The organism is Ruegeria sp. CDSB029, assembly GCF_059611125.1.
The window spans coordinates 45,154-62,651 of sequence record NZ_JBXWOX010000016.1; the positions used below are offsets into that span (position 1 = coordinate 45,154).

The window sequence follows — 17,498 nt, forward strand, 5'->3', positions numbered from 1 at the left end:
TCGCACATATTTTGCGATCAATACCTGGATTTGGTCTTGGGACCATCCGCCGTAATGGAATCCAGAGACAGTGTATGATCCATATTTTGCATCCGATGGCGCAACATTTGTCTGGATAGGCGCATCAAGACCGACAAATATTCGGGATCATTCGCCTTGTTCCGCAATTCTCCACCATCCTGGTGATCAAACAGCATGGGCAGAAGGTCTGCAGCGAACTCGACCAGAGTGAAACGCTCATCCCTCAGGATGCCCAGACATGAATCGCTATTACCCGTACCCAAAACCTGCTGCCAGATCGTAGGTTGCTCTGGTTCGGCAAAATCCAACTCGCTGAAGGAATAGCTGCGCCAATCGTCAGGGATTTGCCCTTGCATCAGCGGCAGCAACGATCGACCGTCCATGGAATTTGGGATCGGCTGGCCGATCCAATCCAAAATAGTCGGCGTAATGTCGATGGATTCCGTCGGTACCGAGATCACCGACCCGGCATGCGATTGATTGTTGGGGTCCCTAATCATCAATGGCGTTTTATAGGCGGCGTCAAAGACCGCCATCTTGCCCCAGCTGTGTCGGTCGCCCAGCATCTCTCCGTGGTCCGCAGTAATGACAACCATCGTGTTGTCGTATTGGCCACTATCCTTCAGGAATTGGACGACACGCCCGATGTGATGGTCAACCTCGGTTGCGAGACCCAGATAAACCGCGCGCAGCGTTTGGATGTTTTCAAGCGTCGGCTCAACCCCTTCAAAGCCCAAAACAAAGTCACCGGCGGACGTATTGTCAATTGTCGGGCCAATAAACGGATGCATCGCCCGTTCATCCATCGGATCAGAGAACCCTGCGGGCCGAGGCAGGGTCGCTGGGTCATACATATCGTTGTAGGGTGCCGGGGCGACCAATGGCGGGTGTGGTCGAATATAGGTCAGATGGGCAAACCAGTCTTGACCAACATAAGGCGCCATGCTGCTCAAGAACACGTCCGTCAGAAAGGCTGTATCGCTGTCTTCAGCCCGGTACATCGCCGGGTCATTCAACCGGGGTTCACCCCCATCCGGCGCGACCGGCTTGTGAACATCCCAGTAATCCTCGAACGCATAGCCCTTTTGCATCAGATGTCCGCGCCAAGGATAGGATTCCTCCAACCGCATTTCGAGGACCTCATGAAACCCAGCCATTGGGTGTTCATAGGATTTCAGGATCGGATCGTTGTGGTCATGTACCCTAGGGTCGGCGGATGTATCCGTGTATCCAAACAGCATGGGCAGATAGCCGGCTTTGCGCATTTCGGTCGCGATGTTCGGGGTGTCATGCCGCAACGGGGTTCCATTGCGAACCGATCGGTGGTTCATCGCATATTGCCCGGTCAGGATTGACACACGCGATGGACCACAGGGGTTGGTCACCGAAAAATGCCGGTCAAACGTCACCGCCTCGTCCATGAATGCACGCAGGTTTGGCAGATCGACATGGGCCGCTAAAGCGCCGTTCAGACAGTCGGCGCGCAACTGATCTATGATGATGAACAAAACATTCTTAGCGTGCCGCATTTCGCTCTCCCTGATTCCACGTCAGTGGCGCCAGAGCGAACTCTGTCTTGGTTCGCAGAACCCCGCAACACCTGAGTCACGACCCATCGGATTTTCGCCCGGCGCGCCCATGCAACAGAAGCAACAGATTTATTTGAAATGATCTTGCGCCGGTCGGCCCAGTTGAGCGCAAAACCAACCACAACCACGACCTTCGTGTCTGGAGATGTCACTTAGACGCTATTGAGCGCCAATAAATACAACACAGTTCGCAAAAATCCGTTGCAGGTCAATGTCCTTTGCCATCACATACGCTCATGACGCAGCCAGTGATACAGTCGGACCGTGACGCCAACGGCGTTTACCTGCGGGTTTCGGGTGATTTGGTGACTCAATCCCTGGACACGGTCGAAAAAGCGTTTGAAGAGTTTAGCGCTGACAGAGACGAACTAACAGTCGATCTTTCGAAGGTCGGAGCACTGGATACCGGTGGCGCATGGCTGATTGCCGATGTTGCACGGCGCGCAAAGGCAAGTGGCGCGATCGTACATTATGAAGGGTTAAAGCCCGCCCATTCCGCTCTTTTAGAGACCGTGGCGGAAAACATTCCCGACGACCCCGGTGTGGCAACTGAAAAGCGCAGTTTTACCGACTGGGTCGCAAGTGTCGGGAAACGCACCGCCCAGGCCGGAAAAGACATGCTATCCCTGCTGGGCTTCCTGGGTCTGACGCTGCATCGCCTTGTCCGTACAATTCTAATGCCGCGCCGTCTGCGCAAAGCGGCCTTGGTCTCGCAAATGGAAGAGACCGGACTCAAGGCCATCCCGATCGTTGCCCTTATGGGGTTCCTGATCGGCGTCGTACTGGCCTTTCAGGGCGCAACCCAGCTAAAGCAGTTCGGCGCCGAGATTTTCGTGGTCGAATTGATTTCGATCTCAGTTTTGCGTGAGCTCGGCATTTTGCTGACAGCGATAATCGTTGCGGGGCGTTCAGGATCGGCTTTTACCGCCTCGATTGGCTCGATGAAGGTTCAGGAAGAGATCGACGCAATGCGCACGTTGGGTTTGGACCCAATCGAGGTGTTGGTGATCCCGCGTGTTGTTGCCCTGTTGATCATGCTGCCGATCCTTGGTTTCATCGCCGACCTTGCCGCCCTTATCGGCGGCGGATTGATGAGTTGGATTGACCTGGGTGTTAGCCCGGGCATGTTCGTCACACGCCTGAAAGAGAACACCGGTATTTGGCAATTCGCCATTGGCATGATCAAGGCCCCCTTCTTTGCTTTGGTCATCGGCGTAATTGCTTGTTGGCAGGCCATGCAGGTCAAGGGGTCTGCCCAATCCGTCGGGCAACGAACCACGGCTTCGGTTGTGCAATCCATCTTTCTGGTGATCGCTTTGGATGCTTTGTTCTCGATCTTCTTTTCGGTGATGGAGGTCTGAGTTGGACGGTACGACGCTGGAACAAACTTCTAAATCCGACGCTCAACGCGAAGCGGTTATCCGCGTTCGCAATCTTACAAACCAGTTCGGTCCGCAAGTTGTACATCAGAACCTAAATCTGGATGTGTGGCGTGGTGAAGTTTTGGGCATTGTCGGCGGATCAGGAACTGGCAAATCGGTTCTGCTGCGCACGATTGTGGGCTTGAACAGACCCGCGGCGGGCAGCATCGAAGTGCTGGGTGTCGACGTATTGAACGGCCCAGAGCAGGAACGCCGCCGGATCGAGCGCCGCTGGGGTGTTGCCTTTCAGGACGGGGCGCTGTTTTCGTCGCTGACGGTTTTGCAGAACGTGATGGCCCCACTGCGCGAACATACGGGGTTGAGCGAAAGCCTGATGTGCGCGCTTGGTAACCTGAAGATCAGCCTTGTCGGATTGCCACAGCTCAGTTGCGGTAAACTGCCTTCCGAATTGTCCGGCGGGATGCGCAAACGCGCCGCCCTTGCCCGCGCCTTGGCGTTGGACCCGGAAATTGTGTTTCTGGACGAGCCAACCGCGGGTCTCGACCCAATCGGCGCGGCTGCGTATGACGAGTTGATCGGCGAATTGCAGCATGCATTAGGCTTGACGGTCTTTATGGTCACGCATGACCTCGATAGTCTTTATGCCATTTGCGATAGGGTCGCAGTGCTCGCAGAAAAACGGGTTCTGGTTGAAGGTCCGATTGAAGAAATGACCAAAGTCGACCATCCTTGGGTTCAAGAGTATTTCACCGGCCCCCGGGCCCGCGCGGCGCAAGAGAAGGGGCAGGACAGGTAAAGGCTATGGAAACCCGGGCAAACTATATCCTGATCGGCGCGTTCACAATCGCGGGCATCCTTGGTGCCTTCGGGTTTTTCCTATGGCTCGCGAAATTCGAGGTGTCGCGCCAATACGCATATTATGACGTTCTGTTCGAAAACGTATCGGGCCTCTCCTCCGCCGGTGGCGTAAGTTTCAATGGCTTGCCCGTTGGTCAGGTGATCTCGTTGAATCTTGACGAGGACGATCCGTCAAAAGTGCGCGTGAAGATTGAAGTTGATGCCGACATACCCGTCACCGAAGATACCATCGCGCAGCTACAATCTCTGGGTGTTACAGGCGTCAGTTATGTTGAGCTGACGGGTGGCAAAAGCGGTGACAAACCCTTACCCGAAAACAGCGTTATCAAAAGCAAGCGCAGCGCGATTCAATCCTTGTTCGAAGGCGCCCCGAAAGTTCTGGATGAGGCGGTTACCCTGCTTGAGAGTCTGAATTCGGTCGTTGACGACAAGAACCGCCAATCCGTCAGCGAAATATTGGACAACCTGGCTTCTGCATCCGGTAGGCTGGACAAAACGCTGACAGATTTTGAAAGCTTGTCCACCGACCTTGGCGGCGCTGCCAAGCAACTGGGCAACTTTACGACGCGGCTTGATAAATTGGCCGACACAGCCGAAACCACCCTGACGACAGGGACAGACACACTCAAAAGCGTAAAAACTGCATCCGAGTCCGCAACGGAAACACTGAACAGCGCCAAGACAACAATTGAATCGGCCGATCGCATAATACAGGACGACGTGAAACCATTTATCGATCGAGCCTCAACATTGGCAGAACGCCTGACCGGCCTGTCCGACGAAGGCAGCGTTGCCTTGGCGACCGCGACCGAGACCTTTGTGAATGCAAACAAAACACTGGGGTCGATCACGGCAGCGATGGATACAGCAAACACCACATTGGCTTCTGCGGAACGCGCTTTTGACTCGGCCAATGAAGTCATCAACAAAGACGTCGGCGCAGTTATGGACGATATCCGCAATGCCGCCAATCAGGTCGCCACAACGGTATCCAACGTCACAAGCAAACTGGACGAAATTTCAACCGATATTCTCAGCGCATCGCAATCTGCATCCGAGTTGCTGGGCACCATCGACGGCATCGTTCAGGACAACCGACGGCAATTGTCCGACTTCCTCCGCGTCGGCCTGCCGCAATTCACACGTTTCGTAGAAGAGTCGCAACGATTGGTAATCAGCCTGGATCGGCTGGTGGACAAGGTCGAACGTGACCCGGCACGCTTCTTACTGGGAACCCAAGCTTCGGAGTTTCGCCAATGATCAGGCTGTTTCTTTTGGTTCTGGCGTTGGTGTCGCTGGGCGCATGCACCGGGTTGGGTACGCTGAGGCAGGCCTCCAAGCCAAACGACCTGTATCTTTTGACGCCGAAAAGCACCTTTTCGTCTTCGTTGCCGCGTGTGCAAAAACAAATCGTTGTACAGGAACCGACGGCTACGGCCGCGGTCAATACCGATCAGATCGCTGTTCAGCCAACCCCATTGCAGGTGCAATATCTACCGCGCGCCAGATGGGTTGACCGTGCACCGCTTATCGTACAGGCGCTGTTGGTCGAAAGCTATGAAAACAGCGGCAAGGTGGCCGCTGTTGGTCGCTCAACCGTGGGTCTGCGCGCCGATTATGTCATCGTTCCGGACCTGCGCGAATTTCAGGGGTTCGTCGTCAGCGATGTTGAGGGGACAAAAACCATTCGCGTCGAAGTGCGCATGAACATTAAGATCATTGATGAATTCGAAGACAAGATCATCGCGTCCAGTTCATTTCGGGAAGTTGTTGCCTCTGCTAGCGATGCGACGCCTGACCTTGTGAAAGCCTTTGACGATGCTTTGGGCAGGACCATGCGCGACGCCGTAGAGTGGAGCGTGCGCCGGATCAATACACATGCGGCCAACAACCAAAGATCGTATTGACAGGACACGGGCGCTGCACAACGCAGCGCCCCATTGCCCGCTGTTACCTTGACAACGTTTGCGCAAGCCGCATGAGCGTGGCGGCTTCGGCCCTATACCCAAAGGGATCTTCGCCACGCGCCGCATTTGCCAATCCGATCGCATCGTCGTAGGACCAGTTCCCCAGATACTCTGCACCGCGCAATAACTGCCCGAATCCGGCGACAGCATAGGAAAAGCGGACATCGTCTGTAGCCTCGCCCTGCGTCGCAGCAATGGGCTGTTCGATCAACTGGCTCTGGTCGGACCCCGGCGTTTTATAACGCAGTTTGAAAAACCCGATCTCTTCCGAACCATCGCGCACCGTTTGGGCACCATAGCGCAACGGGTCGTTCAGGATGGCGTCTGAACCAACAGGCGTGACCTCGTAAATCGCCGTGACCGAGTGGCCTGCGCCGATATCGCCGGCGTCCACTTTGTCATTGGTGAAATCTTCCCGACGCAACGCGCGCGTCTCGTATCCGATCAGGCGATATTCGGCGATTTGTGACGGGTTGAACTCGACCTGAATTTTGACGTCGTTTGCGATTGGGAACAACGCGCCGGTCAACTGGTCCACAAGGACTTTTTGGGCCTCGCTCAGCGTGTCGATATACGCGGCCTGACCGTTTCCGTTCTGGGCAAGTGCCTGCATCGTGGCATCGTCCAGATTACCCCGGCCAAAACCCAAAACACTCAGAAACGTACCGCTGTCTCGTTTTTTTGCTATGAAGTCTTTCAGCGCATCAGGATCAGACAAGCCGACATTGAAATCCCCATCCGTTGCCAGGATAACGCGTGTAACCTCACCGTCGGAATCCATGCTTTCGGCCACCTGATACGCCTGTTGCAACCCGGCCTGGCCTGCGGTTGAACCGCCTGCTTCCAACTGGTCGAGCGCGCCCAGGATTTTGTCTCGTTCCACGGCCGCAGTGGGTTCCAAAACCTGTCCGGCACTCCCTGCATAGGTCACGATCGAGACCTGGTCCTCATCTCGCAACTCTGACAGCATCAAACGGAACGATTGTTTTAACAGAGGTAGTTTGTTGGCATCATGCATCGATCCCGAGGTATCGATCAGAAAGACCAGATTAAGCGGTGGTCGATTCTCAATCTGCGGCAATGCCCCTTGGATACCGATATGCACAAGCTGAGTACCCTCATTCCAAGGGGTCGGCGTTACCGTGATCGTCGGCCGGAACGGCGCGTCCTCTTCTGGTGCGGGGTAGGAGTAAGGAAAATAATTTACCATCTCTTCGACACGGACGGCATCCTTGGGTGGAAGCTGACCGCGCATAAGAGAGGACCGGACGATCGAATATGAGGCCGTATCGACGTCAATTGAAAAGGTGGAAACAGGCTCTTCACTGGTGACTTTCAGAGGATTGGCTTCAGCGTTTGAAAACACCTCGGTATCCGGGAGGGGCAGAATTCCCACCTCTGGTTCAACCATCATATGAGTGGCATCGCCCGAAGTGACGCCAAGTCGCGCAGTGTTTTCAGCAACCAAGCCCGAAACGCCTTGCTGAGGGGCGGCCGCTTTGGATCGCACGGGCGCGGCATACTCTTCAACAACGACCGGGGCCTCAACGACGGGTTCTTCCAATGCGGCAGAATCTGCTTCGGGTGCGGGCGCAGGGCTTTCGCTGCGCGATAGTGGCTGCACAACGATGTCGCGGGATTGCGGCACGAACATAATCAGCGCAACAGCGGCAATTGCGGTTGTCGCGGTTAGGGCGCCGCGATGGGACAAAGCATTCAACATGGATTTCGCTCCTTCTGTCATGCGGGCCATTGGGCCTCGCTTAACAGTCGGACGCATCGCAGCATGCGATCCTTGGCTGTGTGCAAAATTTTTCTGAGCCCGTTTTAAGTTTTGCGCCCGCCGTTCGGCATCTGGTGCCGGCGTCGCAGCATCCATCAAGGCTTTGAAGTCATCAAGATCATCGGTCATTGTGCCAATTCCTCTTGTCGTAGGGCGCGCAGACGGTTGCGAATGTCGGACATGCGCCAGGACACGGTGCCTTCGGACACACCCAGAACTGCAGCAGCTTCGGCGTGTGTCATTTCATCCTCTAATGTCAGGGCCAGAGTATCTTGCAAATCGGGTGGCAGAGACCGCATGGCGCGCTGCAACCAATCCATTGCTTGGGCCGTCTCGGTCGCTTCTGCCCGTCGCAATTGCTCCACATCACCCCACCCTGCGGCAGCGCGACTGTGACTTGCTTGGCGACACCGAGCGTCCTCGGCCGCGTTGACGACAACGCGATAAAGCCAAGTCGTGAACTTGGCCTGCGCCCGAAAGCCTGCAATTTTGGTGGGCAGCGCCGCACAGATATCCTGTGTGAGATCCTCAGCCTGATCAGCCCTTCCGGTCAGGCGAAAAGCCAGACGAAAGACCCGGTCGTAATGGCGCTGCAACAGATTCGCAAACGCGTCAGCGTCCCCGTCCGCAGCGGCCCTGGCCAAGTCCTCATCCGATGTTTTCATACGCATCACACTGAGTATGACGGATCGAAAACGTCAATCCTTGGCCATATCACCAAAAAAATTAAAAGCGGTCCGCCGAGGCAAGTTTCCAATCGGCCGCGTAGTCGGACGGTATTGTGTCTGTCAACAAAACGCCCTCGTCGATAAGGGTATAGAGTTCGGCATAAGACCGTTCCCGCTCGTCTGCCGTACGGCGGCGGATATCTACCGGGTGAAGGTCCGACACCTTGTCTTTGCCCATAGCGCCCAAAAGTTCGCGGAAACTTTCCAATGTCGCATCGTGAAAGCGGTGTACGCGCTGGCGTTTTTGCGGAACATTGACCGCCCTGCCCCGTATCGGGTCCTGAGTGGCCACGCCGGACGGGCAGCGGTTCGTATTGCAATGCAGCGCCTGAATGCATCCTACGGCAAACATCATCGCGCGCGCCGCGTTGCACATATCTGCCCCCAGCGCGAATTTTTCGACCATATCGTAGCCGGTGGCTACCTTGCCTGAGCAGATGATCCGGATCTTGTCGCGTAAACCCACACCGCGCAGGCAGTTGTTGACGAAAATCAGCGCCTCGTTCAGCGGCATGCCCAACCGGTTGGTGAATTCGACCGGGGCAGCACCGGTACCGCCTTCGGCACCGTCAATTGTGATGAAGTCCGGCAGGATTCCTGTTTCCAGCATCGCCTTGCAAATCGCCATAAACTCGGACGGTCTACCAATACAAAGCTTAAATCCGATAGGTTTGCCGCCAGACATTTCCCGCAGATGTTGCACAAAATGGATCAGCCCTGTCGGACCTTCGAAGGCCGAGTGAATGGGCGGAGATATTACGTCCTGATGTTCGGGTACGCCGCGAATTTCGGCAATCTCCTGATCCACTTTTGCGGCAGGCAGCACCCCGCCATGCGAAGGTTTGGCCCCCTGCGACAGCTTGATTTCAATCGCTTTGACAACGTCCTTTTTTGCCTTTTCGGCAAACAGGTCCTTGTCAAAACCACCCTCGGGCGTGCGGCAGCCGAAATAGCCTGTTCCGATCTGCCAAATGATGTCGCCACCCTCGGCCAGATGGTGCGGGGACAGGCCGCCCTCACCCGTGTTATGCGCAAATCCGCCGTCCTTGGCGCCGCCGTTCAGTGCCCGGATCGCATTGGCGCTGAGCGCCCCAAAGCTCATGGCGGAGACGTTCAGCCGCGACGCACTGTATGGCTGCGTGCATTGCGGGCCACCCAGCATGATCCGTTCTTCGCTTTCATCCACATGCTTGGGCGCAAGCGAGTGGTTAGCACGATGATATCCGACTGACAGGACGTCGTATTGCGTACCAAAGGCCTGCGTATCCACCTGTCCTTTGGCCCGCGAGTAGACAAGTGATCGTACGATCCTATTGAAAGGGCGGCCGCTTTCGTTGGTTTCCACAAAATACTGCCGGATTTCCGGGCTGACGAACTCCAGCATATACCGGAAATGCCCCAGGACCGGATAGTTGTTCAGCACGTTGTCTTTGGTCGTCAGCATGTCGTAAAGGCCGATCACGGCATATGGAATGAGCACCACCAGCAACCAATGGGCGGGCGGCCAGAAAAAACCCCACAACAGGGTCAGCGGCAGACACACATATGCAATGAAGTAATAGAGTCTGCGTACAATCATTCGTGCTCTCCCAGGGTCGCGTGCTTTCCGGCCTGCGGTAGCAGCCGAGGTGTTCGCCAAACGTGGGGCAAATCGCTGTTAGATTGCAAGCGATTGTGCCCGCCTTCACGCAAACGGGCGAAGATGTGAAATGTAGTCCGGAAATTGGTCACGGTTGATCCGGGCAACGCCAGCTATTATGCCCGAGGAAACGGGATAGGGGCAGGACGGCAGGCTGTGACACAGAAACGAACGCATGTTCGGACCACGGCATTGATGTTCGGAGCCGTGTTCATTGGCGGCGCAGTTGGGTCGCTACTGCGCGAGTTGTTCTCGGTGAATATACCGGGTGCCGGTTTTCTGACGCAGACCTTTGGCATCAATATCGTGGCCTGTTTCATACTGGGGTGGCTTTATTCGGTGCGAAACCGCGTCCATGCCCATGTTCTGCATCTTGGTGCTGTCGGCTTTTGTGGTGGCCTGTCGACCTTTTCCTCATTTGTTGCGGAATTGGAGCGGTTAGCCTTGTCCAACATCTGGATCGCAGCCTCAGCCGCCGCGTTGGAAATCGTCGCGGGACTGGCAGCAGCCATTCTGGGTGAGGCTATCGGAAGACGCTTTTCTCCACCAAGGGCGACCGAATGAGCGAATTGTTCCTGCACGCGATGTTCGGATTGGGCGGCGGTTTAGGGGCCGTTTTGCGCCACTGGATCGCACTGCGGATTGTTCATGACCTGCCGTTTTCGACCCTGATCGTAAACGTTCTGGGTAGCCTGCTGCTGGGTTTGTGGATCGGATACCTCGGAGGATCAAATGAGATGGGCGAAGAACAAAGACGCCTTGTCTTTGGCTTTTGCGGAGGCTTCACAACCTTTTCCAGTTTCGCCTATCAATCGTTGGAGTTAAGGCGTGAGAGAACCATCGCGTTGGCTGCGGGCAATATACTGCTAAGCCTGGGTCTGTGCTGGGCGTCCCTGGCTTTTGGCCTGTTCCTGATGCGTTAATGTGCGGGCACTGACGCCTGCGTTCCCGGTTTCGGTGCCTTACAGAAGAGTAGCAGCGGAATGGTTGCTAATGCCAAAAGCCCAAGGTTGTTGAACACGGTCAGATACGAAATCAATTCAGCCTGCTGCGCGATTTCCTGCCCAAGAATGGCTGCCCCCTCTGCACTATCGGGCGTTAGGTTCAAGGGCGCAAGGTAGGCTTGCGCGGCCGGGTTATAGGGCGTCACGTTTTGGCTGAGAACAGCTGTGTTTGTCTGAAGCCCACGAACGACCCAAGTGCCCACCAGAGAAATACCAACCGATGACCCAAGCTGGCGGGTCACATTGAACAGGCCGGATGCTTCGTCCTGACGGGTCTTCGAGATGCTCTCGAAAGCCAGAATCGACATTGACACAAACACCAGCCCCATCCCCAGACCACTTACTGCTCCTGGCCATGCCAATTCCCAAAAACCTGCATCCATGTTGAGCCTGCCCATCATGAAATTGCTGACGGCCGTCAGAAACATGCCCAAACCAGCCAGAACGCGCGGGTCAAAACGCGTGACCAGAACTGCGCCGGTCAAGACCATCGACAGCCCTGCGGCGACGCCTCGCGGTATAAACAGATGTCCGGATGTGATGACCGGATAGTCCAGCAGATTCTGAACGAAAGTCGGCAGGATCGCGATACCTCCAAAAAGGGAAATCGCAAATCCGGCGATAACCAGATTACACAGCGCAAAATTGCGATCCGCGAAAAACCGCAAATCGACTACCGGTTTCTCGGTGGTCAGAACATGAATGATGAACCCAAGCGCGCCCAAAATCGACGCGATGACTGCAACCTGAATGACCCGTGATGACAGCCAGTCCTTGGTCTCTCCCTGATCCAGAACAAATTGCAGGCAGCCTATGCCAATGGCCAGAAGAGCAAGGCCTTTCCAATCGATGCGAACCTCTTCGGTTTCGTCATCCGGCAACTCTCCGGCCAACAAAAGCAACGCCATCGCGGCTACCGGCAGGTTCACGAAAAATACCATCCGCCACGAGAAGTATTCGGTCAGGATCGCCCCAACTGTGGGCCCCAACACCGGGGCGACGACGACTCCCAAACCGAAGACCGCCATCGCCTGCCCACGTTTTTCACGGGGATAGGCGTCGAATAGAATGGATTGGGACAACGGGATCAGAAACGCCCCGAACATGCCTTGGGCCAAGCGAAAGGCGACGATGGTCTCAAGGCTCCAGGACAGCCCACACATGACCGACATCGTCGCGAACCCGGTCACAGCGGTCAGGATCAGACGTCGACGGCCGACACGGCGGGCGACAAAGCCCGTCAGTGGCATGACCACAACGGCCGACACAATATAACTGGTCAGTATCCACGTGGCCTGATCGGTTGTTGCGCCGAACGCTGCCTGAATATGGGGCAGCGCGACATTGACGATTGTACTGTCGAGCACCTCAAGAATAGCGCTGAGGACAACAGCAACCACAATCACCGGATTGATGTGGCCTGCTGCCGGGGATGTCATTTTTGGGCCTGCGGTGTGGTATCCACGGTCACCTTGCTACTGCCACCCACCCGCAATGGGGCATCCGTAGGATCAAGTTCAACCCGCACCGGAAAGCGCCGCGTGACCTTAACCCAATTGCCACTGGCATTCTCGGATGGCAGAAGCGAGAATGTATCCCCCGACCCCCGCCCGATTGACGCAACTTTGCCCGTCAGGGTGACGCCCGGCATCATGTCGATCTTTACCGTGACCTGCTGACCCGGACGAATGCGCGGCAGTGATGTCTCTTTGAAATTGGCGTCCACCCACCAATCAGAGGACTCAACGATCGAAAACTGCGGCGCGTTAGCTGAAACCGACGATCCAGGCCTGAGGGTCAGGTTGGCGATCCACCCATCTGCCGATGCGAAAATCTTGGTCCAATTCTGATTGGCCTGTGCAATTTCCACTTGGGCTTGCGATGACAAAATATCATCCTGTTTTGCCGCTAGACCGCTTTGCAAGGCCAATAGAGCGGATTGGCTTGTGGTAAGCTGCGCCGCGGCGCGCGCAAATTCCGAACTGGTTTGATCCAGTGACGCCTGCGCCAGATCACCATCTGAAAACAGCGCCTTAGCACGTTCCAGATTGCTCTGAGCCGTATTGTAGGCCGACTGCGTGCTGTCGACCACCGCTTGTGCAGCCGCGATCTGTGTACTGTAAGACTGCGCCTGCTGCACCGCGCTGTCGAGGTTGGCCTTGGCCTGATCGACCGAAGCTTTGAATTGCGTATCGTCGATCGTGAACAGCAAGTCCCCGGTTTTGACCGGCTGGTTCTCAATCACAAGCACTTCGGCAACCTGACCGGTGACCTGTGGCGCCACGTAGATGATGTTCGCCCCCACATAGGCGTCATCGGTCGAAGGGTATCGTTCCTGATGGCGCCAGTACAACAGCAGCCCGATGGCAATTGCGCCCAAGATGACCACCGCGCCAACGACCTTAAGAGATTTCATGAACCAGCCCCCTTCATTTGGCTTGGCCGAACGTCACATTGGAAACGTGTGCATCCGAACCGCCAGATTACCCATGATCCAAACAGTTCCAAGAATGATGATCAGCAGCACCATCGTGGAAAACAGGATAAGGTCCAGATCTTCGCGGCTGCTGCGACGTCGATCGATGTGCAGGAAATAAACCAGCTGTACGATCAGCTGAGCCAATCCGAGCAGGCTGATTGCAAGGTAAACGCCCTTTGTCTCAATGCCGAAACGGTAAGCGATTCCAAATACTGCAAAGGTCAACAATAACGACCCACCATAACCGATTACATAGCGACGACGCTCGCGGCGATGCATTTCGCTGCGCTTATCCATAGGTCAGCCCTCCGAAATAAACGACAGTGATGATGCCAATCCAGATCAGGTCCAGAAAGTGCCAGAACAGCGCCAGCCGTACCACGCGAGACATCAGCAAATCGGTAAGGCCAAAAATTCGTAGCTGAATACCCAGCACGATCAACCAAATGCACCCGGCCGTGACGTGCAGACCGTGCAAGGGCACCAACCCATAGAATGCGGACAAAAACCCACTTCGCTGTGGGATACCGCCCTTTTCCGCCATCGCCATGAAGTCGCGGATCTCCAGAACCAGAAAACTGAGACCAAGAACCAGAGTCACGAAGAACCAGAATACGATCCGCCACCGCGGAAGGTTGTATTTGAGCGCAAGCATCGCCAGACCCACGGTAAGACTGCTGGTCAAAAGGATCAGCGTCTGGGCAAAGACGCTTTTCAGGTCGAACAATTCGTGCGGCCCCGGTCCGCCTGCCTGTGCGTCGATCATCGTGATGTAGATCGCGAACATCAGCCCGAAATAGACCAGATCGCTCATCAAAAAGACCCAAAACCCGAAGGTGACGACTTCGCTAGCTTTGTCGGCACTAGCGTGCCGCCGCCCAAGGTTCAGGCCGGGATAGCTGTGGGTAGGCGCGCGTTTCATGTCACGGCCTCCAGATCAGGGCGGGCCAACCCGCGATTTTCCGGGGCTGTTTCGTGATTGCGGTCAACAGGCGTAGAATTATGAACCAGATCCAACCAGGCTTCGTGCTGCTTACGTACCTCGTCTGCCGGAATGACCCGTTCTGTTTCGGCCTTGAACGTCCATGCGATAAAGGTCGCGAGCATAAAGATTGTCACCAGCGCCGCCAGCCACCAGATCCACCAGACCAGCGCAAACATCCAAACCCCGCTGAGCACGCAGAGACTGAAGCCTATGCCAGTGTTCAGCGGAACCGAGATATCCTCATAGGCATCAGGCGACGGGTACGCGTTGCCGCGCTCTTTCGCGGCAGCAAAATCGTCACGATCGGTCACATGGGGGATGATGGCAAAATTGTAGGAAGGCGGCGGGGCCGGGATAGACCATTCCAACGTATGCGCATCCCACGGATCACCGACCGGAACGCGTGCCTTTTCCCGATCACGGATACTGACCCACAGTTGCACGACCACCGACAGCAAAGCCGCCAATATGATCAGCGCGCCGACGACGGCTACAATCATGTACGGGTGGAAGCTGGGGTCCTCCCAACTGAATGACCTGCGTGGCATTCCCATCAGGCCGACGAAATACAGCGGCAGGAATGTCAGCATGAACCCGACGGTCCACAACGCAACCGAGACGCGGCCCCAGAATTCGTTCAGGCGGAACCCGAAAGCTTTGGGGAACCAATAGTTGTATCCGGCAAGCAGTCCGAACAGCACACCCGGCAACAGGACATTGTGGAAGTGGGCGACAAGAAACAGCGTGTTGTGGACCTGATAGTCCACTGTTGGGTTTGCGAGGATCACACCGGAAAGCCCGCCGATGACAAACAACATCAAGAAAGATAACCCGTAGAGCATCGGCACCGAAAACCGGATGCGCCCGCGGAACAGGGTAGCCATCCAGTCATAGACCTTCACGCCGGTCGGGATAGCGATCAGCATTGTCGCGATGCCAAAAACGGCATTGATCAGCGCGCTTTGACCCATGGTGAAGAAGTGGTGCAGCCAGACAGTGAATGACAACACCGCTATCGACATGGTGGCGATAACCAGCGAGTTGTAGCCATACAGGCGCTTGGCCGAGAATGTTGCGAAGACCTCAGAGTAGATACCGTAGGCCGGCAGAACCAGCAAATAGACTTCGGGATGACCAAACAGCCAGAACATATTGGCATAGTTCATCATGTTGCCGCCAAGGTCGTTGGTGAAAAAATGAAAGTCCAGATACCGGTCCGCTGCCAGCATCAGTGCGGCAACGCCCAGAGGCGGCATGGCAAAGACAATCAGGATCGAGCTACAGATGATTGTCCAGCAATACATCGGCAGCCGCATGAATTTCATGCCAGGTGCGCGCAACTTATAGATCGTGACCGCAAAATTGATGCCCGTCAGTGTGGTTCCGATGCCTGAAACGACAATGGCCCAGATCCAGTAGTCCGGACCGACACCAGGGTTGAACGCCGCACCAGTGTACGGCGGGTATGCTGTCCAGCCGCCAGTCGAAAACTCGCCCACCACAAGCGAGACCATCAGCATCATCCCGGCTGAGACGGTCAGCCCAAGGCTGATTTGGTTCATCACGGGGAAAGCCACATCGCGAGCGCCGATCATCAGCGGTATCAGGAAATTCGCAAGACCGAACACAAATGGTACGGCGACGAAGAAGATCATGATGGTCCCGTGAGTACTGAAGAGCTCGGCAAAATGCTCGGCCTCTAGAAACCCGTCGCCCGGCCCTGCCGCCTGCTGCGCACGCATTACCACGCCTTCCAACACACCGCGCGCCAGCATGACGATTGCAAAGACGATGTACATGATGCCGATCTTCTTGTGATCCGCACTGGTCAACCAATCGCGCCACAATGGTCCCCAAAGACGAAACCAAGTTAATGATCCGACGACGACGATGACACCGACGATCACTATCGCAGCAGCCGTGTTGGCGACAATCTCATTTGTGTTGGGATTCTGAATAAGCCCTGTGATCGGAAACGCGTCCCAATCCAAGCGGCCGAAGAAGCCAGAACCATTGGTGGTCATTGCTGCGCCTCCCGCCCGAATTCTACCGTCCCTGGCTGCTGGTCGGCGGTCAGAGCATTGTTGCCGTGATACCGATGCACAATTGAATGAAACAGGTTGCTGTCCTCCAGCGTGAAATACAACGCGTTATCTGGCATTTGCGCGGTTCCCAACGCGGCCTGCACCTCGTCCCGATCCGTCCGCATGGCCAAAATGCGATAGGTCTCGTCATTCAGCGCAATGCCGTTGCTGCGCACCTTGTCGACCCATTCGTTGAATTCCTCGACGGACATGGCAACGGTTTGGAACTTCTGTTTGGTGAACCCGCGCCCGTTATACTGGGTGTTCTCGCCCTGCATTGTTGCAGCTACATCCGAAACGACAAGCAATTCCGTAGTCATACCGGGCATTGCGTAAATCTGGCCTGCCAAAGCAGGGATCATGAAGGACTGCATCACAGTATCGGTCGTCAGCGTCATTGCGACCTGCTGTTTGACGGGGATGCCAAGCTCTCCGACGCTGGCGATGCCAAGATCGGGGTAGATGAACAGCCATTTCCAATCTAATCCGACGACCTGAACGTTCAGCGCAGGCATTTCGCCAAAGCGATCCGAATATGGATCCAATCGGTGGGTCGCTTTCCACAGATAGAAGGACAGCAGAGCAACGATCAGGACCGGCACGCCCCACATAACGAACTCCAACGGACCGGAGAAATCCCACTTGGGCCGGTATGTGGCTCCGCCTTCTTTGCGTCGCCGATACCGAATGGCAATCAGCGGCACCAAAACAAGAACCGGAACAACCGCCAACAGGATCAGGACAGTTGCGCGGAAAAGATGCACTTTTTGGACTGCAGCAATCGGACCTTGTGGGTCCATGAAACTGTCACTTGCACAAGCGGCTTGCGCCGTAGCAGAGAGAGCCACAGCGACAATCACAACTTGCATCGCCTTTGGTGACATTCGGAATAGGGCCACGCCTGATTGTCCTCCTAAAGCAATCTCTCGCGCCAACTATCAGCAGACAAATGAAATTTCTCAAGGCTTTTTCCCAAATA

The 17,498-nt window shown here is 55.7% G+C and carries 16 protein-coding genes; 6 read left to right on the forward strand and 10 right to left on the reverse strand.

From position 1 onward, the window contains the following. Nucleotides 1–17 precede the first annotated feature (17 nt). Entirely contained in the window at nt 18–1,550 is a 1,533-nt protein-coding gene (locus AC2FI8_RS17435) for a sulfatase-like hydrolase/transferase (protein WP_496780358.1), read from the reverse strand. 296 nt (nt 1,551–1,846) lie between these two features. Here AC2FI8_RS17435 and AC2FI8_RS17440 point away from each other — a divergent pair, with 296 nt between their 5' ends. Genes AC2FI8_RS17440 through AC2FI8_RS17455 form a run of 4 tightly spaced genes read left to right on the forward strand, consistent with a single transcriptional unit; the run spans nt 1,847 to nt 5,757 of the window. Continuing rightward, a complete protein-coding gene (locus tag AC2FI8_RS17440) occupies nt 1,847–2,971 on the forward strand; it encodes an ABC transporter permease (protein WP_496780360.1) in 1,125 nt (374 codons plus the stop codon). Nucleotide 2,972: 1 nt separating this feature from the next. Then, the gene (locus AC2FI8_RS17445; RefSeq protein WP_496756085.1) at nt 2,973–3,788 is read left to right on the forward strand and encodes an ABC transporter ATP-binding protein; all 816 of its coding nucleotides are present in this window, start codon (nt 2,973–2,975) and stop codon (nt 3,786–3,788) included. 5 nt (nt 3,789–3,793) lie between these two features. After that, nucleotides 3,794–5,110, forward strand: coding sequence for an MlaD family protein (locus tag AC2FI8_RS17450; RefSeq protein ID WP_496780362.1), 1,317 nt, complete (start codon nt 3,794–3,796; stop codon nt 5,108–5,110). Further along, a complete protein-coding gene (locus AC2FI8_RS17455) occupies nt 5,107–5,757 on the forward strand; it encodes an ABC-type transport auxiliary lipoprotein family protein (RefSeq protein WP_496740334.1) in 651 nt (216 codons plus the stop codon). Before AC2FI8_RS17450 ends, AC2FI8_RS17455 begins: the two co-directional genes overlap by 4 nt. A gap of 43 nt (nt 5,758–5,800) precedes the next feature. Here AC2FI8_RS17455 and AC2FI8_RS17460 read toward each other — a convergent pair whose 3' ends face one another. From AC2FI8_RS17460 to AC2FI8_RS17470, 3 genes are all read right to left on the reverse strand, one after another. Then, nucleotides 5,801–7,696: a vWA domain-containing protein gene (locus AC2FI8_RS17460; RefSeq protein WP_496780430.1), complete on the reverse strand. Its 1,896-nt coding sequence runs from the start codon at nt 7,694–7,696 to the stop codon at nt 5,801–5,803. 29 nt (nt 7,697–7,725) lie between these two features. Further along, the gene (locus AC2FI8_RS17465) at nt 7,726–8,265 is read right to left on the reverse strand and encodes an RNA polymerase sigma factor (protein ID WP_496780364.1); all 540 of its coding nucleotides are present in this window, start codon (nt 8,263–8,265) and stop codon (nt 7,726–7,728) included. Nucleotides 8,266–8,326: 61 nt separating this feature from the next. Beyond that, nucleotides 8,327–9,907 (reverse strand): FMN-binding glutamate synthase family protein, encoded by a 1,581-nt coding sequence (locus AC2FI8_RS17470; RefSeq protein WP_496780366.1) that lies wholly within the window; start codon nt 9,905–9,907, stop codon nt 8,327–8,329. A 216-nt stretch (nt 9,908–10,123) separates the two neighbouring features. Here AC2FI8_RS17470 and AC2FI8_RS17475 point away from each other — a divergent pair, with 216 nt between their 5' ends. Both AC2FI8_RS17475 and AC2FI8_RS17480 read left to right on the forward strand, forming a co-directional pair. Continuing rightward, entirely contained in the window at nt 10,124–10,531 is a 408-nt protein-coding gene (locus AC2FI8_RS17475; protein ID WP_496769275.1) for a fluoride efflux transporter FluC, read from the forward strand. Beyond that, entirely contained in the window at nt 10,528–10,890 is a 363-nt protein-coding gene (locus tag AC2FI8_RS17480) for a fluoride efflux transporter FluC (RefSeq protein ID WP_496780368.1), read from the forward strand. The genes AC2FI8_RS17475 and AC2FI8_RS17480 overlap by 4 nt, the downstream gene beginning before the upstream one ends. Here the strand turns inward: AC2FI8_RS17480 and AC2FI8_RS17485 are convergent. From AC2FI8_RS17485 to AC2FI8_RS17510, 6 genes are read right to left on the reverse strand one after another with little or no spacing between them, the layout of a single operon-like run. After that, nucleotides 10,887–12,410 (reverse strand): DHA2 family efflux MFS transporter permease subunit, encoded by a 1,524-nt coding sequence (locus AC2FI8_RS17485; protein ID WP_496780370.1) that lies wholly within the window; start codon nt 12,408–12,410, stop codon nt 10,887–10,889. The genes AC2FI8_RS17480 and AC2FI8_RS17485 overlap by 4 nt on opposite strands. Continuing rightward, complete coding sequence (locus tag AC2FI8_RS17490) at nt 12,407–13,387, reverse strand: HlyD family secretion protein (protein ID WP_496780372.1); 981 nt, start codon at nt 13,385–13,387, stop codon at nt 12,407–12,409. Before AC2FI8_RS17490 ends, AC2FI8_RS17485 begins: the two co-directional genes overlap by 4 nt. A gap of 33 nt (nt 13,388–13,420) precedes the next feature. Continuing rightward, complete coding sequence (locus AC2FI8_RS17495) at nt 13,421–13,747, reverse strand: cytochrome o ubiquinol oxidase subunit IV (RefSeq protein ID WP_058277205.1); 327 nt, start codon at nt 13,745–13,747, stop codon at nt 13,421–13,423. After that, nucleotides 13,740–14,372, reverse strand: coding sequence for a cytochrome c oxidase subunit 3 (locus AC2FI8_RS17500; protein WP_496780374.1), 633 nt, complete (start codon nt 14,370–14,372; stop codon nt 13,740–13,742). The genes AC2FI8_RS17495 and AC2FI8_RS17500 overlap by 8 nt, the downstream gene beginning before the upstream one ends. Continuing rightward, complete coding sequence (locus AC2FI8_RS17505; RefSeq protein ID WP_496780376.1) at nt 14,369–16,459, reverse strand: cbb3-type cytochrome c oxidase subunit I; 2,091 nt, start codon at nt 16,457–16,459, stop codon at nt 14,369–14,371. Before AC2FI8_RS17505 ends, AC2FI8_RS17500 begins: the two co-directional genes overlap by 4 nt. Continuing rightward, nucleotides 16,456–17,418 (reverse strand): cytochrome ubiquinol oxidase subunit II, encoded by a 963-nt coding sequence (locus AC2FI8_RS17510; RefSeq protein ID WP_496780378.1) that lies wholly within the window; start codon nt 17,416–17,418, stop codon nt 16,456–16,458. The genes AC2FI8_RS17505 and AC2FI8_RS17510 overlap by 4 nt, the downstream gene beginning before the upstream one ends. Between the last annotated feature and the right edge of the window lie 80 nt (nt 17,419–17,498).